This is a genomic window from Bacteroides sp. 1001302B_160321_D4 (genome assembly GCF_015667765.1).
Lineage (GTDB): Bacteria > Bacteroidota > Bacteroidia > Bacteroidales > Bacteroidaceae > Bacteroides > Bacteroides xylanisolvens.
Genome location: NZ_JADPLO010000058.1, coordinates 1 through 22404 on the forward strand (window position 1 = coordinate 1; position 22404 = coordinate 22404).

12 protein-coding genes are annotated in these 22404 nt (G+C 41.0%); 10 read left to right on the top strand and 2 right to left on the bottom strand.

Annotated features, from left to right (window positions below):
- Positions 1–180: 180 nt before the first annotated feature.
- Both KFO40_RS19545 and KFO40_RS19550 read left to right on the top strand, forming a co-directional pair.
- Positions 181–2322, top strand: coding sequence for an alpha-glucuronidase family glycosyl hydrolase (locus KFO40_RS19545; RefSeq protein ID WP_211146712.1), 2142 nt, complete (start codon positions 181–183; stop codon positions 2320–2322).
- 130 nt (positions 2323–2452) lie between these two features.
- Complete coding sequence (locus KFO40_RS19550; RefSeq protein WP_118220083.1) at positions 2453–3907, top strand: ATP-binding cassette domain-containing protein; 1455 nt, start codon at positions 2453–2455, stop codon at positions 3905–3907.
- Between the two features lie 48 nt (positions 3908–3955).
- Here the strand turns inward: KFO40_RS19550 and KFO40_RS19555 are convergent, their stop codons facing one another.
- Entirely contained in the window at positions 3956–5776 is a 1821-nt protein-coding gene (locus KFO40_RS19555; protein ID WP_192920712.1) for a PAS domain-containing protein, read from the bottom strand.
- A 346-nt stretch (positions 5777–6122) separates the two neighbouring features.
- On the opposite strand from KFO40_RS19555, the gene gpmA reads away from it, so the two are divergent.
- From gpmA to fsa, 3 genes are all read left to right on the top strand, one after another.
- A complete protein-coding gene (gene gpmA / locus KFO40_RS19560; protein ID WP_211146713.1) occupies positions 6123–6869 on the top strand; it encodes a 2,3-diphosphoglycerate-dependent phosphoglycerate mutase in 747 nt (248 codons plus the stop codon).
- A 27-nt stretch (positions 6870–6896) separates the two neighbouring features.
- Positions 6897–7949: a class I fructose-bisphosphate aldolase gene (locus KFO40_RS19565; RefSeq protein ID WP_004312676.1), complete on the top strand. Its 1053-nt coding sequence runs from the start codon at positions 6897–6899 to the stop codon at positions 7947–7949.
- A 67-nt stretch (positions 7950–8016) separates the two neighbouring features.
- A complete protein-coding gene (fsa, locus tag KFO40_RS19570; RefSeq protein ID WP_004312675.1) occupies positions 8017–8673 on the top strand; it encodes a fructose-6-phosphate aldolase in 657 nt (218 codons plus the stop codon).
- Between the two features lie 154 nt (positions 8674–8827).
- On the opposite strand, the gene KFO40_RS19575 is transcribed toward fsa, so the two are convergent.
- On the bottom strand, positions 8828–12778 hold the full coding sequence (locus KFO40_RS19575; RefSeq protein ID WP_195436576.1) for a response regulator: 3951 nt from the start codon (positions 12776–12778) through the stop codon (positions 8828–8830).
- Between the two features lie 113 nt (positions 12779–12891).
- On the opposite strand from KFO40_RS19575, the gene KFO40_RS19580 reads away from it, so the two are divergent.
- The 5 genes from KFO40_RS19580 to KFO40_RS19600 all read left to right on the top strand — a co-directional run bounded on the left by KFO40_RS19580 (position 12892) and on the right by KFO40_RS19600 (position 22398).
- Positions 12892–14322 (top strand): phosphotransferase, encoded by a 1431-nt coding sequence (locus KFO40_RS19580; protein WP_008026060.1) that lies wholly within the window; start codon positions 12892–12894, stop codon positions 14320–14322.
- Positions 14323–14358: 36 nt separating this feature from the next.
- Positions 14359–15108 (top strand): nucleotidyltransferase family protein, encoded by a 750-nt coding sequence (locus KFO40_RS19585; RefSeq protein ID WP_004300821.1) that lies wholly within the window; start codon positions 14359–14361, stop codon positions 15106–15108.
- A gap of 108 nt (positions 15109–15216) precedes the next feature.
- Entirely contained in the window at positions 15217–17199 is a 1983-nt protein-coding gene (locus KFO40_RS19590; protein WP_134993058.1) for a response regulator, read from the top strand.
- A 659-nt stretch (positions 17200–17858) separates the two neighbouring features.
- The gene (locus tag KFO40_RS19595) at positions 17859–18896 is read left to right on the top strand and encodes a PD-(D/E)XK nuclease family transposase (protein WP_087317811.1); all 1038 of its coding nucleotides are present in this window, start codon (positions 17859–17861) and stop codon (positions 18894–18896) included.
- Positions 18897–19191: 295 nt separating this feature from the next.
- The gene (locus KFO40_RS19600) at positions 19192–22398 is read left to right on the top strand and encodes a SusC/RagA family TonB-linked outer membrane protein (protein ID WP_032851522.1); all 3207 of its coding nucleotides are present in this window, start codon (positions 19192–19194) and stop codon (positions 22396–22398) included.
- Positions 22399–22404: the final 6 nt, after the last annotated feature.

Below are 22404 nucleotides of genomic sequence, written 5' to 3' on the forward strand. Positions count from 1 at the left end.
TCAGGGCTTGTGGCTGGTGTGCTTTTTTCGTAGGGCGTTGCCCTACGCTATATAATTAAGCCCTTTCAGGGCACCCCCAATAAATATATAATTGTAAAACCGATAAATTCTTATTTAACCGATAAATTCCCATTTAACCCTTAAATACCCATTCGTGAAACGAATTTTGAACTATTACTTATGAGGATTATATCTATATTGACATTTGTCCTGTTTTTTAGCTGTTTCTCTATTCATGCGGAAGATGGGAGCGCTTTGTGGCTTCGTTATCCAACGGGAGCAAAAGCAATAATAATGAATAAGAAACAGTCTCCCACATTAAATATCGCCGTTTCCGAATTGCGGAACTTCTGGCAGGGAGGAATCCCCATAACGCTGGAAATACAGAAAAATAAGGAACTGCGTGCATTAGGAAATGACGGGTACATCATCCGCGCTTCTAAAGACGGTAACCATCTGACAATCACTTCTTCCGGTGAGCAAGGAATACTTTACGGAACTTATCATCTGCTTCGTCTGCAAGCCACCGGGCAATTATCCGAATCAACATTGAAGTCTTTAAATGTCTCCGAAAAACCGGATTACCGGATTCGCGTCTTGAATCATTGGGACAATCTAGACGGTACAATCGAACGTGGCTATGCCGGACATTCGCTTTGGAAATGGGACGAACTCCCGTCGGTTGTTTCTCCCCGTTATGAAGCTTATGCACGCGCCAATGCTTCCATCGGTATCAATGCTACTGTGATAAACAATGTCAATGCAAGTCCTAAGATACTATCTGATGATTATTTGCAGAAAGTCAAAGTTCTGGCAGACATCTTCCGTCCTTATGGTTTGAAAATATATCTTTCAATTAACTTTTCTTCCCCGGCAGCTTTAGGTGGTTTATCCACCTCCGATCCGTTGGATAAAGAGGTGATTGCCTGGTGGAAGAAAAAAGCCAAAGATATCTATTCGCTGATACCCGATTTCGGAGGCTTTTTGGTGAAAGCAAACTCCGAAGGACAACCCGGACCGTGTGACTACGGGCGTACTCATGCCGAAGGGGCGAACATGCTTGCCGATGTATTGAAACCTTATCGCGGCATCGTCATGTGGCGTGCTTTCGTTTACTCGCCCACGGACAGCGATCGGGCCAAACAAGCCTATCTTGAATTTGAACCTTTGGACGGAAAGTTCCGCGACAATGTCATTGTGCAGATAAAGAACGGCCCGATTGATTTCCAGCCCCGCGAACCGTTCAGCCCGTTATTCGGAGCCATGAAGAAAACACCCGTGATGCCGGAATTCCAGATAACACAGGAATATCTCGGTTTTTCTAACCATCTTGCTTTTCTTGCACCTATGTGGAAAGAGTGTCTGGATAGCGATACATACATACAGGGTGAAGGCTCCACCATTGCCCGTGTGACGGATGGTTCTTTGTTTCCCCATTCATTGACAGCTATTGCCGGTGTCACCAATATCGGTGATGACATCAATTGGTGCGGACATCCTTTTGCCCAAGCCAACTGGTATGCTTTCGGTCGTTTGGCATGGAAACATTCACTTTCTTCCGAGCAGATCGGTGAAGAATGGTTGAGGCAGACTTTTCTTCCAGTTGCCGTACAGCCGTACAACGATTCCGTCAATGAAATATCTCCAAAAGAGAGACAACAACTTCACTCTCAACTCTCCCTTCTCAACTCTCAACTTCTCCAAGAGTCGAGAGAAGCAGTGGTAGACTACATGATGCCGCTCGGTTTACATCATATTTTTGCTTGGGGGCATCATTACGGACCGGAACCCTGGTGCGATATTCCCGGTGCCCGTCCCGACTGGATGCCTTCCTATTATCACCGTGCTGACAGTTTAGGAATCGGTTTCGACCGTAGCAGTACGGGAAGTAATGCTACCGGGCAATATCATTCCCCGCTGTGTGAAGAATTGGACAACGTGGATACTTGCCCGGAAAACCTGCTTCTCTGGTTTCACCATGTTTCCTGGAACCATCAGATGAAGAGTGGACGTACGCTTTGGGCAGAAATGTGTTATGCGTATGACCGTGGCGTAAAAGAAGTGAGAAACTTTCAGAAAGTGTGGGATAGTATGAAGCCGTATATCGATTCCGAACGTTTTCAGGAAGTACAACATCGTTTGAAGATTCAGTCACGTGATGCAGTCTGGTGGCGGGATGCCTGTTTACTTTACTTCGGGCAATTCAGCAAGCAACCGATACCCTATGAACTTGAACGTCCGGTACACGAATTGAAAGACATGATGGAATATCAACTCGATATAACCAATTTTGAATGTCCTCCTTACGGATTTACTAAATAAAGGAAGCTTTGTTTTTCCATGAACTAAAGCTATCCAATCAATAGAAATGATAAGAATATGTTTGTATATAGACGGCTTTTATGATAAAATTGTTACCTTTGCGGGCAATAACGAAACAGAATAAAAGAATATGAGTCAAAATACATTCTGCATGGCGGGGGGCGTAGCACGCAACCCGCTTGTGCGTTTAGCCAAACCTATCACGGCAACTATCGGAGCGAACGAACACATAGCCATTGTAGGTCCCAACGGTGGTGGTAAAAGTCTTTTTGTAGACACTCTCATCGGAAAATATCCATTGCGTGAAGGAACTGTACAATATGATTTTTCCCCTTCTGCCACCCAGACTATTTATGATAATGTGAAATACATTGCCTTTCGCGATACTTACGGAGCAGCTGATGCCAATTACTACTATCAGCAGCGTTGGAACGCTCACGATCAGGATGAGGCTCCCGATGTTCGTGAAATGCTGGGAGAAATCAAAGACGAACAACTGCAACATGAACTGTTTGAACTCTTCCGTATCGAGCCGTTACTTGATAAGAAAATCATTCTTCTTTCCAGTGGTGAATTGCGTAAATTCCAACTTACCAAAACTTTATTAACAGCTCCCCGTGTCTTAATAATGGATAATCCGTTCATCGGACTGGATGCTCCTACACGCGAATTGTTATTCTCTTTACTTGAACGCCTGACGAAAATGTCGTCCGTGCAGATCATTCTGGTACTTTCCATGTTGGATGATATCCCTTCATTTATCACTCATGTTATTCCTGTGGATAAGATGGAAGTCTTTCCTAAAATGGAACGTGAAGCCTATCTGAACGCTTTTCGTAGCAGAGATGTGACTACCTCTTTCGATGACTTGCAGAAGCGGATTATTGATTTGCCTTATGACGGCAACAATTACGACTCGGATGAAGTAGTAAAACTGAATAAAGTCAGCATCTGTTATGGTGACCGAACCATTCTGAAAGAACTGGACTGGACGGTGTCTCGTGGCGAAAAATGGGCATTGAGTGGCGAGAACGGTGCAGGAAAGTCTACATTATTGAGTTTGGTTTGTGCGGATAATCCGCAATCGTACGCTTGCGACATCAGTCTTTTCGGACGTAAACGCGGAACAGGAGAAAGTATTTGGGAAATCAAGAAACACATCGGTTATGTAAGTCCGGAGATGCACCGTGCTTATCTCAAAAACTTGCCGGCTATTGAAATCGTAGCCAGCGGTCTGCATGATAGTATCGGTCTGTACAAACGTCCTCAACCGGAGCAGATGGCTATCTGTGAATGGTGGATGGATATATTCGGCATTGCAGACTTGAAAGATAAACCTTTCCTGCAACTTTCCAGCGGAGAGCAGCGTTTGGCTTTGCTGGCAAGAGCTTTCGTCAAAGACCCCGAACTGCTCATTCTGGATGAGCCGCTTCATGGATTGGATACCTATAATCGTCGCCGGGTAAAGAAAGTTATCGAAGCTTTCTGCCAGCGTAGGGATAAGACGATGATTATGGTGACGCACTATGAATCGGAACTTCCGAACACTATAACAGACCGTATTTTCTTAAAGAGAAATCGATAACTATTTTTTGGCTGGTTATATGTAGTGAGCACCGGTTGAAATTCGCTTCTAATGAAGCGGATGTGTAAACCAAAAACAAGAACCTTTTCCCGGTTCCGATTCTACTCCGATCTTACCTCCCAATTGTGTGATGATACTTTGACAGATAGGAAGTCCCAGACCGGTACCGGGAATGAAACTATTCAGTTTCACAAACCGGGTGAAGATAGCTTCTTGTTTTTCCGGAGCAATGCCTATTCCTGTGTCCTTGACGGAGAATCGTACTTCATTCCCATTAATCCGGTAATCAATAATGATACTGCCTTTAGAAGTAAACTTCAAAGCATTGGTTACGAAATTTAGCAATACCTGATATAATCTGTTTTTGTTACTTGTGAAAATAAGTTCCGGTAATTCCGGAGCCAGAAGAATTTTTACTTGTGGTGTCGCTTTCATTTGCATAGCCTGAAACAGTTCGTTGCAGAGCTGCTGTGCATTCACCTGTTCCGGGATAACATCGAAAGTCCCGGCTTCGATTTTTGACAAGTCGAGGATATCTGATATGAGTTGTAGCAGTAACTTATTATTTTCTTCAATGATGGTAACATACTGGTGTTTCTCTTCTGCATCCTCCGCTTCTTCAAGCAGACTAGAAAAACCTACTATTGCATTAAGCGGAGTACGTATTTCGTGGCTCATATTTGCAAGAAAAGCAGATTTTAACCGGTCGGCTTCTTCGGCTTTCTCTTTGGCGCCGATCAGCATCCGTTCAGTTTCCTTCAATTGAGTAATATCAAAATTGATGCATAACATTTCGATAATGTTGTCCTGCGGCTGATAATTTCTGACTAATACATTCACCCGTGTCCAGGTATAGTTACCATTTGCCCTGCGGATGCGGACATCCCGGCATAATTTGGAACTTTCCCCTTTCACTACTTTATCCAGAAAGTCAATCATGACCGCTTGATCTTCCGGATGGAAATGAGAATGAATGCCGATGATTTCCGGTAATGGAGTACCTTCTTCTTCACCAACATTTCTATACCAGCTTCGCAAGGCATACCCATCCCGGCTCAAAGCATCGAAGTGGGCATAACCTACTTTGGCATAATCTCCCACCAAATCGAAGAAACTCTCGAATTCCTGAATTTTATTATAGGCAATTGTATCTTCGGTCTTGTCTACATTAATCAAAAGATAATTGATAGGCTCGTGATTGTGATCGTATAGAGTAGTTGCTTTGGTTACTAAATCGAGGAATCCTGTCGATTTCTCCGGTGAATAATAGCTGTCAACCTTGGAAAAGTCATACCGGAATGTGAAATCTACATTTTCATAATCTCTAAGTTTCTGCTTTATTTCATCCGGTAATATAGGATTATCGAAAAGATTGATTCCTAGAATATCTTCTTTGGTACGTATGTGGAACATTTCCAGTTCCTTCTTATTCAGATCAATCAGGCGGCCTTCTCTGTCATATAATTCAATGCCTACCGGGAGATTCTTATAAATATTATGTAGGATACGCTCGCTATTTTGTAGAGCCTGATGAGCAGATGCTATACGAATTCCCTCTTGTGTTTCGGCTATGCCATATACTTTGGTATTGCCGTCTTCGTCTGTTTCTTCAAAACACACTTTACTGCGAATCCATATGCTACCTTTAGGGGTGTCAAATAAATAGACTTCTTCAGTTGTCTGTTGCAGTTCGTCAAAAGAAGGAAAAGTGGTGTAGCTTTGATCTTCCCTAAGGATACGTTGATTGAAATCTTCAAAACTGATTACGCCGTCTTCCTCTAATCCGAGCAACTCGGAGATCAATTCAGAACATTTATACGTCTCTGTTTTTAAGTCAGCCTCCCACCAGCCTATATTCGCCTTGCTCATCAACTTATGCAGGAATGCACCTTTGTTTTGTTCGCTTATTTTCAAAATGAATTTGTATTATTGATAGTTAGACAATAATTAGCTCGTAAAAATAATCATTTTTGTTGAATTTTGCTTTAAAAAGGAAAAAGATAGTATTGCTTCATCCTAAAGAAAGTTGGGAAACAAAGTGTTTACCTATATGAGCAAGTTATTCTTTGCATATATTCTTTCAATGATTATCGAGTGGATTCTTTTTGCAGAAAGAATCATTATTTCTGGGTATTGACAACTATTTGTTTTCTAGTGAACTTTGTGAAGAAACAATCTGTTGTATATATAAAAAGAAGAAAGGAGAATTTTAGAAATGAAAAAGATAGTATTACTTCGTCACGGAGAGAGTGCATGGAATAAAGAAAACCGCTTCACGGGCTGGACAGATGTCGATCTGACAGAAAAGGGAGTTGCCGAAGCTGAAAAAGCCGGAGAGACATTGAAAGAATATGGTTTCAATTTCGATAAGGCTTATACTTCCTATTTGAAGCGTGCGGTGAAAACCTTGAACTGTGTTCTCGATAAGATGAATCTGGACTGGATACCTGTAGAGAAAAACTGGCGCCTGAATGAAAAGCATTATGGTGAATTGCAGGGATTGAATAAAGCCGAGACTGCCGAGAAATATGGAGAAGAACAAGTGCTTGTGTGGCGTCGTAGCTATGATATAGCTCCCAATCCGCTTTCGGAGAGTGATTTGAGAAACCCGCGTTTTGATTACCGTTATCATGAAGTGCCCGACACGGAGTTACCTCGTACCGAATCATTGAAAGATACCATTGAACGTATCATGCCTTACTGGGAAAGTGATATATTCCCCAGCCTGAAAACGGCCCATACTTTATTGGTTGTGGCTCATGGTAATAGCCTGCGGGGTATCATAAAACATTTGAAAAATATCTCCGATGAAGATATCATAAAACTGAATCTGCCTACTGCTGTGCCTTACGTTTTTGAGTTTGATGAAAACCTGAATGTGGCCAACGACTATTTCCTGGGAAACCCGGAAGAGATCAAAAAACTGATGGAAGCAGTAGCCAATCAGGGAAAGAAAAAATAGAAAAGTTACACATTAAAAAATGAAGTTATGAGTAAAGTAGTAGAATTATTAAGAGATAAGGCCTGTTATTACCTGGACCACACTTGCGAAACCATTGATAAATCACTGATTCACGTTCCGTCTCCCGATACAATAGATAAAGTATGGATTGATTCGGACCGGAACATCAGAGTATTGAACAGTCTGCAAACGCTGTTGGGACATGGCCGCCTGGCAAATACCGGTTATGTATCCATACTTCCTGTCGATCAGGACATCGAACATACTGCCGGAGCATCGTTTGCTCCCAATCCGATCTATTTCGATCCGGAGAATATCGTGAAACTGGCTATTGAAGGAGGCTGTAATGGAGTCGCTTCTACCTTTGGTATCCTTGGTTCCGTAGCACGTAAATATGCCCATAAAATACCTTTTATCGTCAAGTTGAATCACAATGAACTACTTTCTTATCCCAACACTTTCGACCAAGTACTGTTTGGTACAGTCAAAGAAGCCTGGAATATGGGAGCAGTAGCGGTAGGAGCCACCATCTATTTTGGTTCGGAACAGAGCCGCCGTCAGCTCGTGGAGATTGCCAATGCTTTTGAATATGCTCACGAACTGGGGATGGCAACCATTCTTTGGTGTTACCTGCGTAATAATGATTTCAAGAAAGGTGCTGTCGATTATCATGCGGCTGCCGATTTAACAGGACAGGCCGACCGTCTGGGAGTGACTATTAAAGCTGATATCGTAAAACAGAAACTTCCTACTAATAATGGTGGTTTCAAAGCCATCGGCTTCGGCAAGGTAGACGAACGTATGTATACCGAACTGGCTTCCGAACACCCGATTGACCTTTGCCGTTATCAGGTTGCCAATGGCTATATGGGACGCGTTGGTTTGATTAACTCCGGTGGAGAATCTCACGGAGAATCAGATTTGCGTGATGCTGTCATTACAGCCGTTGTCAACAAACGTGCCGGTGGTATGGGATTGATTAGCGGACGTAAAGCGTTCCAGAAACCAATGAACGAAGGGGTGGAATTATTGAATACCATTCAGGATGTATATCTTGATTCGTCAATTACGATTGCTTAATCAGGGATGAATAAAAATAAATTCTTATCTTTGACTATTAGATCGTTAACCATTAAAAATTAAGAGTATGAAGTTTTTTATTGACACAGCTAATCTGGAGCAAATCCAGGAGGCTTATGACCTCGGAGTACTTGACGGAGTGACTACCAACCCTTCGCTGATGGCGAAAGAAGGTATCAAAGGAACGCAGAATCAGCGTGAGCATTATATTAAAATATGCGAGATCGTCAACGGAGATGTAAGTGCCGAAGTGATAGCAACCGATTATGAAGGAATGATTCGTGAAGGCGAAGAACTTGCCGCGCTCAATCCGCACATCGTAGTAAAAGTTCCCTGTATTGCCGATGGCATTAAAGCTATCAAGCATTTCACGGAAAAGGGAATCCGCACGAACTGTACATTAGTCTTTTCAGTAGGGCAGGCATTGCTGGCAGCTAAAGCCGGAGCTACGTATGTTTCACCTTTTGTCGGCCGTCTGGACGATATTTGTGAAGATGGAGTAAGGCTTGTGGGAGATATCGTACGTATGTATCGTACGTATGACTATAAAACACAGGTATTGGCTGCTTCCATCCGTAATACGAAACACATTATCGAATGTGTAGAAGTAGGAGCTGACGTTGCTACTTGCCCGTTGAGCGCTATTAAAGGATTGCTCAATCATCCGCTGACTGACTCGGGATTGAAGAAGTTCCTGGAAGACTATAAAAAAGTCAATGGTTGAGTAAGCAATGAAACTTGCAATATATTAAAATGTTAGGCACGAATTACACGGATTTCACGGTTTTAAAAATGGTAGTTATCATAAAACAACTATAAAAAAAACGTGAAACCTGTGTAATCCGTGCCTAAAAAATATTTATTTTCCGGGTAGCTTCTTATTGCTCTTTTTTCCTTTCCTGTTTCTGCTTTTCTTTGTATTGAGTCGGCGTTTCTCCCGTATATTGTTTGAAAGCCGTACTGAAATAGCGTGAAGTAGTAAAACCGACCTTCTCGGCAATTTCCGTGAACGACAGGTCAGTACTGGTGATTAAGGTGATCGCTTTCTCCATCCGGAATTTATTAATGTAATCATTGGCTCCCATATCGGTCAGAGCTTTCAGCTTATTGTAAAGGGAGGCTCTGCTCATACCTATCTCTTTACAAATAAAAGTGACATCCAGATGACTGCTATCCAAATGCTCCAGGATAATTTTATTCAGTTTCAACAGGAATGTTTCATCTGCCTGGCTAAAGGTGCTTTCTTCCGGCGCAGGGACTAGTCCTGTATTCAAATATCTCTTCTTGATAGATTCGCGGTTCTTCAACCGGTTGCGAATGATTTCCATCAGCATTTCTATCTCAAAAGGTTTAGTCAGATAAGCATCCGCCCCGTTCTTGTAACCACTCAACTGGCTTTGTTTATCATCTCTTGCTGTCAGCAGAACGATAGGAATGTGACTGATCGTAATATCTTCCTTTATATTTTTGCATAGTTCATATCCATTCATTCTCGGCATCATCACGTCGCTGATGATAATATCCGGGGCATGGCTTTTGGTCAGTTGAAGGGCTTCCACACCATCCGAAGCAATCACTACCCGTTTGAAATATTCTCCCAGTGACTTTTTCAGGAAGTCCGTCAAGTCCGGATTATCATCCACTACTAAAACACTGTAAGGACTCGTGTCGAAATTATCTTCCTCCGGTTGTTGTTCTTTACTATCGTCACTCATTAATTCGTTCAAATATGCTTTCGGTTGGCAGATAATCTCTTCCGATTGTTGTCTTAAGGGCAGTTCAAAGAAGAATGTCGCACCGGCATCCTGATTATCTTGTGCACCAATGGAACCTCCGTGTAGTTCTACCAGAATCTTGGAATAAGACAGTCCGATCCCTGTGCCGCTCTGCTCTCCTGTACCCTGATAGAAACGGGTGAAGAGTTTCTGTGTATTTACTTGTTTCAATCCGTTTCCCCGGTCAATGATGGAGATACGTACGCTATTCCTTTCGGAAAGCAACTCCGACATAATTGTTATTTCTGCATCCTGCGGACTGTGTTTCAAGGCATTGATAAGCAGATTACTTAGAATAATCTCACACTTATCTTTATCAAAACTTACAGTATCGATATGTGGATCAAGCTGATAACGGATATGGACGTTCTTTGCTTCTCCTTCACTGATGAAATCTTGGGATACATGTTCAATCCATTGATTGAGAACATACGGTTGTATCTGCAATTTGCTTTCTCCAACCTCCATCTTGCGTACATCGAGTACCATATTAATAAGGTTTTTCATTCGCTGCGCTTGACGGTAGATCGCTTTTATTGGCAAATACTGTGTATCTTCGGTAGAAAGGGATTTCAACATCCGGTTAAGTGGTGCGTATATTAACGTTAAAGGTGTACGCAACTCATGACTGATATTAATAAGAAAACGTACTTTTTCTTCATATACCTGTTGCTCATGTTCTTTCATTGCCCACTTTAACTTCTCTTCTTTACGTTTCCATGCTCTTCGGAAAGCTTCGATAATAGCGGCAGCAATAAAAACGGCACAACAAAGAATAAACCACCATGTCCGATACCAGGGAGGAAGGATGGTCAATTCCAGTACTTCCTGACTGGGAATCCAATTACCATCCTTGGCGGTACAGGATGCCATGATTTTATAACTTCCCGGAGGAAGTGAACGTATGGCCAGTTCGGGATTGTATGATTCGATTTGCTGGTCATTCAGCCCCTCTATTTGGTATCTGTACACTTTCTGTCGAAAAATATCTTTCTCTTTCGACATGATTCGAATAGTGATATTACTATTCCAGGGAGCAGAAATCCCTGTTGGATGATTCGTTAATTCGTTATTTACTGACTCTCCATTAATGATGACATCTGATAATTGGAGTTGGGGAAGTTCGGAAGTGGTTAATGGTATTTTGCTGTTAATATGCAGTAACCCTTTCACTCCACCCATGTAGACGTCTCCCCGCATACTTAATAGACGAGGTTTGGAAAGATATTCGTTTTGGATTACACCGTCTGATTCACCGAATAGAACGAATTTTTTCTCTTTGATGAGCCAAGCGAAAAGCATACTGTCGGCTCCTATCCATACTTTTCCTTGCTGGTCGCATGCGATCAATGTGATTTCACTAAATAGAGAGGTCGGGATTGGTGTCTGTATTTTGGTGGCAGGATTGTAGTGTACCAATCCGTAGTTGTTTCCAATCCAGAAATTTCCCTCTTCGTCTCGTGCAACAGAGTTGATCGTTGTATCTTTCCAACATCTGTACAGGGCTTTCAGTCGGTTGGTATGGTTGTCCAGTTCATATATGTGCTTCGTATCATTTAGATAAGTGATATTCTTATAATTGTCGATCGGTAAAAGAGCACCGATAATTTCCTGCTCTTTTTGTTCTATAACGGTACTGAAAGTACGTGTATTCAAATCATATATATAGATATGTTCTCCAAGGAACAGAATATTGTGATGAGTGTTCCGAAGTAGATTTACAGCCTTGCCTCGATTGCACAAGAGTGCTGTCGTTTTAGCGTCAACAATGGTGAAAGGCTGTTTTTCTCCTGTTGCCGGGTTGAAAATAAATACTCCCTGTGAGAAAAGAGAAATTAATAATTTGCCGGGAGTAAACTGGCAGATAGAGGCTACTTTGTCTTCCCAGGTGGAAGGGTAATGGATAAATTTCTCTGTGAGTGGGTTAAAGCTGTTGATGCCTCCTCCGTCTGTACCGACCCAAATTTGGTCTTGGGATTCTTGGAAAAGACTTAGAACGGTATTGTTGCTTAGTCCGCGGTCGTTGCCGGGAGGTACATCTGTATACGTTTTCATGGAAACTTCCCGGATGCTGATTAGTCCGTTACGGATGCTACCTGCCCACATATTATTGTTGCAGTCGTTGTACAGACATAAAATAGAGTTAGCGGGGAGTGAGTAGTTGTCACTTCCGGGCATATGCTCCAACAGCGAAATACGTCTTGTTTCCGGGTCGAGAATATTAATGCCTCCTCCGTCTGTTCCAATCCAGATTTCTCCTTCCCGTTCGGCGAGACTTAGTATGACATTGTTGCTTAAAGAGGAGTTGTGGGTAGTATATGTAGCCAGTAGTTTACCGTCGCGTGTCAGACAGTTCAGCCCTCCATTGTAGGGAGCTACCCAGATTCTTTTTTGTGAGTCTATGAGTACATTCATGATTTCTTTTCCACAATCGAAAGGAGGACGTCGGCATTTTCCGGTATTCAGGTCGAGCAGGAGTAGTCCTTGCCACCGGCTGCAACAGAGTAATGTGTGTTTATCCCATAGATTTAGTAGAGTCACATTATAATTGGGTTCTAAGTCAAATGTTTGTAGGAGGCGTAAAGAGGTATCCTGATAATTATAGAAAAAGATTTTATTTTTCGAACCGAATAACACTCCGTCATCAGTCAGGCAGGCGGAGTAGGCGATGATATTATTTCCTGTCTCATCAGTCGGTATAAAAAAGTCATCGCTTTGCCTCTGATAACGTGCCACTCCTTTGTCTGTCAGAATCCATATATTGTTTTGTACGTCTTCTATCATCTGGTAGATTAAATTGTGAGGAATGGAATGAGGGTTATTTGCCTGATGAATATATTTTTTGAGTTCATGTCCGTCATATCGCCCAAGTCCGGAACGGGTTCCAATCCATACAAATCCTTGTTTGTCCGTTAAAATACATCTCACGGTAGAGGGAAGACCATCTTTTAGGGAGATTTGCTTATAGTAATAATGACCGGCTTGAAGAGTGGAAACGCCGATAAACAGTGTGATAAATGCAATGCATAGTAGTAAAAAGGTTTTTGTTCTCATGAGATCAGGTCAGTTAAACTGAAACAAAGATAGTGTATTCGGATGAATATTAGTTAAATCCCCTCTCTTATTTTTTAGTTTTTATGCTTATCTTTGCTCGAAAATATACGACTATGATTACCGAAGAACTACAGAAACTTTATCAGTCATATACGGGCGTTCCCGCTGAAAACATAACAGAATTACCGTCTTCTGGTTCCAACCGCCGTTATTTTCGGCTGACGGGTATAGAAACATTGATTGGAGTCTACGGGGCTTCTATTGATGAGAATGAGGCATTTCTTTATATGGCAGGACACTTCCGCAAATGTGGACTGCCTGTTCCCGAAGTGCGCATTGCCTCGGAAGATAAAACCTATTATTTGCAGGAAGATTTGGGCGATACTCTGTTGTTCCATGCCATAGAGAAAGGACGTGCTACCAGTGTCTTTTCCGAAGAGGAAAAAGAGTTGCTTCGCAAAACGATTCGTCTGCTTCCTGCTATTCAATTTGCCGGGGCGGATGGATTTGATTTTTCCCGCTGTTATCCTCAACCGGAGTTCAACCAACGCTCTATTCTGTGGGATTTGAATTACTTCAAATATTGCTTCCTGAAAGCTACCGGCATGGAGTTTCAGGAAGACAAACTGGAAGATGATTTCCAAAAAATGAGCGATGTCTTGCTCCGCAGTTCTTCCGCTACTTTCATGTATCGTGATTTTCAAAGCCGTAATGTGATGATAAAAGACGGGGAACCGTGGTTTATCGACTTTCAGGGCGGACGCAAAGGCCCGTTCTATTATGACATAGCCTCTTTCCTGTGGCAGGCGAAAGCGAAATATCCCGATAGCCTCCGTAAAGAACTGCTGCAAGAATATATGGAAGCTCTTCGCAAATACCAACCGATTGACGAATCCTATTTTTATAGCCAGCTTCGCCACTTTGTCCTTTTCCGTACGCTGCAAGTGCTGGGGGCCTACGGTTTCCGTGGTTACTTTGAAAAAAAACCGCATTTTATCCAAAGCGTTCCTTATGCCATCGAAAACCTGCGTGAATTGTTAAAAGAAGAATATCCGGAATATCCGTATCTCTGTAACGTTTTGCGGGAGCTTACCGGACTGAAACAATTTACGGACGACCTGAAAAAGCGGCAGCTAACTGTCAAAGTAATGAGCTTTGCCTATAAAAAAGGAATTCCTGATGACTCTACCGGCAATGGAGGAGGATATGTGTTCGACTGCCGTGCCGTGAATAATCCCGGCAAGTATGAGCGTTACAAACCTTTCACCGGACTGGATGAACCTGTAATCACTTTCTTGGAAGAAGATGGCGAAATACTCCGTTTCCTCGATCATGTCTATGCTTTGGTAGATGCCTCCGTGAAACGTTATATGGAACGCGGATTCAGCAATTTGTCCGTCTGCTTCGGTTGCACCGGCGGACAGCATCGTTCTGTTTATTCTGCCCAGCATCTGGCAGAGCACCTGAATCAGAAATTTGGTGTGAAAGTCGAACTGGTGCATCGGGAACAGAATATCGAACATACGTTTGAGGCAACAATCTAAGAAGAGTAAATATTAAAGAAGAAAGTAACCGAAAGAATGAAAGCAATGATATTTGCAGCCGGTTTGGGTAGCCGGCTGAAGCCGCTCACCGATACCATGCCGAAGGCTTTGGTTCCCATAGCCGGACATCCGATGTTGGAACATGTGATCTTAAAACTGAAAGCTGCCGGATTCACAGAAATAGTGATTAATATCCATCATTTTGGCGAACAAATACTTGATTTCTTAGAAGCCAATGAGAATTTTGGGCTTATCATACATATTTCCGATGAACGCGATCTGTTGCTCGACACCGGTGGGGGAATTAAGAAAGCCCGTTCTTTCTTTGAAAACTCCGATGAGCCTTTCCTGATACACAATGTCGATATTCTTTCAGACGTGAATCTGAAAGAATTATATGACTACCATTTACGAAGCGGTGCTGTTGCCACTTTACTGGCCAGCCAACGTAAAACCTCCCGCTATCTTCTTTTTGATACAGATAAGAGACTTTGCGGATGGATAAACAAGGATACGGAACAAGTGAAACCGGAAGGTTTTCAGTATGATTCTTCCCTTTATCAAGAATATGCATTCAGTGGCATCCATGTACTTTCGCCCGCCATTTTTCAATGGATGACCTCTCCCTCATGGGATGGAAAATTCTCTATCATGGATTTCTATCTTGCCACTTGCCGGCAAGTAAACTATGGTGGTTACTTGACAGAAAAGTTGCATCTGATTGATATAGGCAAACCGGAAACATTAGCGAAAGCAGAAGGCTTCTTATACCAAAATGCGAAATAAAGATACTGAAAGAGGCTAAAAGGCCTCTTTCTTTCTATGTAACAAAATATTAAAGTAACTTTGCTTGGATAAACAATCAATATTGTAATACTATACAAATTTTGCTGCATGGAACAGACTTTGGTAAATGGGATAGCTGATAACTTATTGCATAATATCTTTAATGACTTGTCTGTAGGCTTGGAATTGTATGATAAGGACGGTCTCATGATAGATGTCAATTATTCACGGTTGAGATCAATGGGGATAAAAGACAAAAAGGATATTTTGGGCTATAATCTATTCAACTACACCAGTTTCTCTGATGAAATCAAGGAACAGATCAGAAAAGGAGAAACAGTGCGTTTCATGGCAAAATATGATTTTGATGACTTGTGCCGTCTTTTTCCTACTAATCTGTCCGGTATAAAATTCTTCGAGATTACCGTTTCTTTTGTACATAATGATAAGTCTGAAATTACCAATTATATGGTGATAACTCAAGATATCACCGAACGTGTTTTGTGGCAAAACAAATATGACAATCTTTACGAAGAGGTTGTGCGTTCGAAAAAAGAACTTCTTGAGAGCGAACAAAGAATGATCCATTTGATTCGTCAGAATGAATTGGTATTGAACAATATTAATTCGGGATTGGCATATATTGCGAACGACTATATCGTACAATGGGAGAATATCTCGCTTTGTAGTAAAAGCCTTTCTTATGAGGCTTACAAAAAAGGAGAACCTTGCTATCTGACAGCCCATAATCGCACCACTCCTTGTGAGAATTGTGTGATGCAACGTGCCCGGAAATCCGGTCAGGTAGAGTCTATCTTGTTTAATCTGGATAACAAGCATGTCATAGAAGTCTTTGCTACTCCCATATTTAATGAACAGGGAGATGTTGACGGTGTCGTGATTCGCGTAGATGATGTTACCGAGCGGCAGCACATGATAGGTGAACTTGAAAAGGCAAGGAGTCGTGCTGAACAATCCGATAAGTTGAAATCCGCCTTTCTGGCAAATATGAGCCACGAAATCCGTACACCGTTAAATGCTATCGTTGGTTTTTCCGATTTATTGATGGTGACGGAAGATCAAGAAGAAAAAGAAGAATTTATTCAGATTATCAATGCCAACAATGAGTTGCTTTTGAAACTGATTAACGACATACTGGATCTTTCGAAAATAGAAGCCGGCTCGGTAGAACTGAAATACGAAGATTTTGATTTGGCTGTTTATTTCAACGAATTAGCTGCTTCGATGCATCGTCGTGTAGTAAATCCGCAGGTTCGGTTAGTTCCCGTGAATCCTTATGAAACCTGTACCGTTCGTTTGGATAAAAACCGGTTAGCGCAGATTCTCACTAACTTTGTAACTAATGCTATCAAATATACCTCCAAAGGAACTATTGAAATGGGGTATGAAAAGATAGACGGAGATATTCGTCTTTACGTTCGCGATACAGGTATTGGTATACCGGAAGATAAAAAAGACAAGGTGTTCCATCGTTTTGAGAAACTGGATGAATTTGCACAGGGAACCGGACTGGGACTGTCTATTTGTAAAGCCATCGTTGAGGCTTGCAGGGGAGAGATAGGCTTTGAGTCGGAATTTGATAAAGGGTCTTTATTTTGGGCGGTTTTGCCATGCCAGTTTGATTCGGTTGACAGCGAGCCGACTTCTTCACGTCGGAATAATGAGAAGGATGCAGATAATGAAAGCATTCTTGACTCCGAAGAAACAAAGAAAGTACCTAAAAGAGTGCTGGTCGTTGAAGATATTCAAAGTAACTTCTTTTTGGTATCTTCTATTTTGAAAAACAAATGCCAGTTGTTACACGCACCGAATGGACTGGAGGCAGTTGAGATTGTTCGTACCCAACCGGTGGATTTGGTACTGATGGATATGAAGATGCCTGTTATGGACGGGCGTACTGCAACCTCGGAGATCCGGAAGTTTAATGCTGAAATTCCAATTATCGCCCTGACTGCTCATGCCTTTGATGCCGACCGGGTAGCTGCGTTGAAAGCCGGTTGTGATGATTATCTGGTGAAGCCGATCAATGGTGCGAAGTTGATGCAGACTCTGAAAGAGTATGGTTGTTGAAAGGAGGGGATTAAAAATGTGCTGATCTGAAAAAGGGTATATTCTATTCTTTCTGTTTTTAATATATCGGTCACTTGTTTGTGGTGAAGGAAAAAACGCTCTGCATTTTGGATGAAAGAATGTAGGGTTGTTTGTTATCCTGGATAATTCCTGTCTAAAAATAAATAATTTCTCTGTATTGCTATCTATATGCTTACTATTTGCCCGTATGTAGTTTGCTTTATCATTTTTCTTTTGTGCGCTTGTGATGATGAACTAGCCTATAAACGGGCTTTTCCGAGGGCTTTTATAACTTGGTCGGTGAGTATGGAAGGCTTTCTCGGTGAGGAAGGATGTGTTCCTCACCGAGGAATGGCTTATTGCTCACCGAGGAAAATCATTTATTTCTTTAAAGAAAACGCATATCATCTGAAAATATATGCTGTATTGTGGTGGTAATATGCATATATATGTGGTAATATGGATGCTTTTAATTCCGGATTACCATCTTCAATAGTTTTGTTTTCTTTCTTAATCTGAAAAATAGAACATTTCTCTTGTTTGTTTGGAGGAATTGAAAGGGAGACAGCTTACTATAAAAGGCTATAAATCCGTAAAGTTTGGGATTGTTTTTTATGTTTATGGATTTAAATAGTTACCTTTGCTAAAAATAGAATATCATGTCCAAATACGTCAATCCTTTTACTGATATAGGATTTAAAATTATTTTTGGTCAACCGGCCAGTAAGAATTTGCTCATCACTTTGTTGAACGAATTACTTGCAGGTGAACATCATATTACAGAACTTACTTTTCTGGATAAGGAAGATCATGCAGACAATGTGAGTGATAAAGGTATCATTTATGATCTTTATTGCCGTACAGCAAGTGGTGAGTATATTATCGTGGAGATGCAGAATCGTTGGCACAGTAATTTTTTAGATCGTACACTTTATTATGTTTGTCGTGCTGTGAGTCGGCAGATAGAATCTCCTTCTTCAAAAGAAGTCCCTGTCCCTGAAGATCCGATGACTGCAAGAGAACCACTTGTCTCTTATGGAAAGCAGTATAGACTACCTACTATATATGGAATTTTCCTGATGAATTTCAAAGAGGAAAATTTAGAGGCTAAATTCCGTACGGATACGGTTCTTTCCGACCGTGATACAGGGAAGATTGTTAATCCGCATCTCCGGCAGATTTATTTGCAATTTCCTTATTTTACAAAGGATTTGTCGGACTGCCATACATTATATGATAAATTAATTTATGCACTGAAGAATATGAGCAATTGGAATAGAATGCCGGATGCTTTGAAAGAACAAGTGTTTGAACATCTGGCGAGATTGGCAGCAGTTGCCGATCTTTCGGAAGAAAACCGTATCGCTTATGATAAGGCATTAGATCGGTATAGGGTCAACCAAATTGTAGAGGAGGATGAACGGCGTAAAAACGAAGAGATGCGGAGAAAAGCGGCTGAAGAAGGGTTAAAGGAAGGGATGAAGGCCGGGTTGGAAAAAGGAGTGAAAAAAGGAAGGCTAGAGGGAATAAAAGAAGGGATGAAAGAAGGGATGAAGGAAGGGTTGGAGAAAGGGTTGGAGAAAGGAGAGCAAAAGAAGCAAATTGAAATTGCTCGGAAGATGAGAGAGGACGGAATATCCATTGATATAATTATCAAATATACGGGTCTTCAATCTTCTGATATAGAAAACCTATAATATATCTTCATAGGAAAATTGTTGTAGTTATATTAGGATAAAATATAAAGGAGGCGGGAATATTCAAGAATGGATACTTCCGCTTTCTTTTTTTGATTCGTAAGATGTCCAACAATGTCTATGATGGTTAGATATATCGATGAAATGGATGATTTTAGACAAAATTGGAAAAATAGTAGCTAAAATAGAACATGCATATTCAGTAACCACGTCTATATTTGCGTATGGATTTCAGCAAAAAATCTGGAATAAGCTTTTTAATCTTTAAATTTAATAATTTATAAAAATGACTTCTATGAAGAACCTATCAAAAGTTTTTCTGCTATGTTTCATCACATTGTTTGCGTTTGCAGCGCAATCTATGGGACAAGGAAAAAACATTACCGGTCAGGTAGTGGATGCTCTAAATGAAAGTATGCCTGGTGTCAATGTACAAGTAAAAGGTACTACTAATGGGACAATTACCAACATTGATGGAAAATTCTCCATTTCCGTTCCAAACTCAAAATCAGTGTTGGTCTTTACTTTTATCGGTTATTCCAAACAAGAAATAGTGGTTGGAAATCAGACTAAAATTAACGTTCAATTAAAAGAGGATGCACAAAATTTGGATGAAGTAGTTGTTGTTGGTTATGGAACGGCTAAAAAGAGCGATTTAACAGGCGCTACAGCCAGTCTTCGTCCTGATGCGAATGATGCTTCAAAAGCTGTATCTATTGACGGGCTATTGCAAGGTAAGATTGCAGGTTTAAATGTAACAGCTTCAATGTCTACTCCGGGTGCTGCTTCTTCTGTCACTATTCGTGGTGCTAACTCATTACGTGGAGATAATCAGCCGTTATATGTGATTGATAATGTGCCGCAAGCATCTACTGGTGAGTTTGCCGAGTCTGCTGTGGGAGGTGGTGACTTCCAAATAGCTCAAGATCCGTTGAGTGCAATAAATCCTAATGATATTGAGGATATTACCGTCTTGAAAGATGCTTCTGCTACTGCGATTTATGGTTCTCGTGGTGCCAATGGCGTAATTCTTATTACAACTAAAAAGGGAAAGGCCGGAAAGGCAAAAGTAAATGTCACAGCGAACTTTACGATAGCTAATGCACGTAACTTGCACGATATGTTAAATTTGGAAGAGTATGCCGATTACACTAATTCTAAATTAGACCAACCGCGATATTATCTGCAACCTAATGGTGAAATGCGTTACGTATTTAGTGGTAATGAATCCGCTTATCAGGCAGATCCGAATAATCCGGAATTATATAAGGTTATTACCTATCGCAACTGGCAAAAAGAAGCATATACATCAGCTTTCTCACAGGTCTACTCGGCTTCTGTCAGTGGAGGAACTGCCGGTATGAAATATTATATCTCCGGTAACTTTAAGGATATTAATGGTATCGTAGAAAATACAGGAATAAAACAGGGTGACTTGCGTGCTAATTTAACTGCTGAATTATCTAAAAAAGTAACTTTAAATTTGATATTGAGCGGTTCATTAAAGCAGAATGATATGATGACGGGCGGTAATACAACCGGAGGCGTTGCCGGATCTTTGGCTCGTACGGTTCTTGATACAGCTCCTTATATTGTTCCTGATGATGATCCGGGTGCTTTGGAATCAAAAATGAATGTATTTAGTTGGGTAAATGATTATGATGATATTACTAATAATAAGACATTTAATGGAAGCTTGAATCTGAATTGGAACATTAATAAATATTTCTCGTATAGTCTGCGTGCAGGGGGGAATATAATTGTCAATGACCGTAAACGTTGGTATGGGATTCAGTTACCTCCGGGAGAAAATGTGAAGGGTTTACTGGCAATCAGTAATGTCAATAAGTCTAATTATACAGTGGAAAACCTGTTAAACTTTAATATGGACTTGACTAAGGATTTTCGTCTGTCGGCAACAGCGGGTATCACTTATGATGAATATCATTTTCTGACAGAGAATGTTTCAGGCAATACTTTTTCTATCTATGACTTACGTACTAAAGGATTGTCTAATGCAGGAAAAGTGGATGTAAAACAGCCTATACAAAAAGATTATCAATTACTTTCATATTTAGGACGTGTTAATTTATCTGCTTATGATAAGTACTTGTTGACGGCTTCATTGCGTGCTGACGGATCCAGTAAATTTAAAAAGGGTAATCGTTGGGCATATTTCCCGTCTTTCTCATTAGCATGGCGTATGGAACAGGAAGCTTATATGAAGAGCATTGATTGGCTAAGTCAGTTGAAGGTACGTGTTGGTTATGGTGAGACAGGTAATCAGGGTATTGATCCATATCAGTCTCTATCTATTTATGAAAATAAGGTGGACTATGCTGATGGAGATGGGAATAAACTGACGTCTATGCAAATCAAAAGTCTGCAAAATGAGGGTTTGAAGTGGGAACGTACTTCTTCGTGGAATGTTGGTCTTGACTTTGGTTTCTTTAATGGTCGCCTGAATGGTGCATTTGATTATTACCGTAAAAACACAAAAGATTTGTTGGTTGAGCGTGCTCTGCCATATTCCAGTGGATTTGCAACAGTGATGATAAATGAAGGCTCGTTGTTGAATAAAGGTTTTGAGTTTAGTTTAAATGCTGATATTATTCGCAGTAACGGGTGGAAGTGGAATGTAGGCGGAAATATTGGTTTCAACAAGACTACGATTGAGAATTTAGGTTTGGAAGTTTCTGATATAGGTTCCTTGAAAGGAGTACGTGGTTATTTAGGTAAGACGATTGGCGATCATTTTGGACCTGCAAATGTTTTTATTGAGGGTGAGGCTCCGGGACTATTTTTCGGTTATAAGACACAGGGAATTATTCAGGAAGAAGATGTTGTTGATGGCAAAGTAGGATATATCTCATCAGATGGTTCTACCAAATATTACACTTCATCTGTTGGAAATGATATGGCAGCTGGTAATATTAAATGTGTGGATGTGAATGAAGATGGTATAGTAGATCCTAATGACATGGTTGTGATAGGTGATCCGAATCCTGATTTCACCTATGGTTTCCAGACACGTTTGGAATGGAAGAATATATCTCTTTCTGCTTCTTTTACAGGTGTTTATGGTAATGATATTCTGAATACAAATATCCGTTACGAACAGACTCCTTCCAGGCAGGCCGGAAACTTGAGAAAAGATGCTTATTATAATGCCTGGACTCCGGAGAATCGTTCTAATTTATATCCGTCGTCTACTTCAAATGTAAAAGGTGTTGTTTATGATCGTTATGTAGAAGATGGAAGTTATTTGCGTTGTTCAGATATTACGCTGAATTATATTTTGCCTAAAGCGTGGATGACTAAGATTGGGTTCCAGAATACCAGTATTTTTGCTTCAGTAAAGAATGCATTTGTTATAACCAATTATAGTGGATATGATCCGGAGGTAAATAGCTTTGCATTTGATGGCCTGCGTCGGGGTATTGATATGAATGCTTTTCCAAATATGCGTTCTTTTGTGTTTGGCTTGAATGTAACCTTTTAATTTACA

Coding starts and splice junctions, on each gene's coding strand:
- KFO40_RS19575 (WP_195436576.1), bottom strand. CDS start 12,778: ATGAGAACAAAAACCTTTTTACTACTATGCATTGCATTTATCACACTG.
- KFO40_RS19555 (WP_192920712.1), bottom strand. CDS start 5,776: ATGAGCAAGGCGAATATAGGCTGGTGGGAGGCTGACTTAAAAACAGAG.
- KFO40_RS19590 (WP_134993058.1), top strand. CDS start 15,217: ATGGAACAGACTTTGGTAAATGGGATAGCTGATAACTTATTGCATAAT.
- KFO40_RS19595 (WP_087317811.1), top strand. CDS start 17,859: ATGTCCAAATACGTCAATCCTTTTACTGATATAGGATTTAAAATTATT.
- KFO40_RS19585 (WP_004300821.1), top strand. CDS start 14,359: ATGAAAGCAATGATATTTGCAGCCGGTTTGGGTAGCCGGCTGAAGCCG.
- KFO40_RS19550 (WP_118220083.1), top strand. CDS start 2,453: ATGAGTCAAAATACATTCTGCATGGCGGGGGGCGTAGCACGCAACCCG.
- KFO40_RS19565 (WP_004312676.1), top strand. CDS start 6,897: ATGAGTAAAGTAGTAGAATTATTAAGAGATAAGGCCTGTTATTACCTG.
- KFO40_RS19600 (WP_032851522.1), top strand. CDS start 19,192: ATGAAGAACCTATCAAAAGTTTTTCTGCTATGTTTCATCACATTGTTT.
- gpmA (WP_211146713.1), top strand. CDS start 6,123: ATGAAAAAGATAGTATTACTTCGTCACGGAGAGAGTGCATGGAATAAA.
- fsa (WP_004312675.1), top strand. CDS start 8,017: ATGAAGTTTTTTATTGACACAGCTAATCTGGAGCAAATCCAGGAGGCT.
- KFO40_RS19580 (WP_008026060.1), top strand. CDS start 12,892: ATGATTACCGAAGAACTACAGAAACTTTATCAGTCATATACGGGCGTT.
- KFO40_RS19545 (WP_211146712.1), top strand. CDS start 181: ATGAGGATTATATCTATATTGACATTTGTCCTGTTTTTTAGCTGTTTC.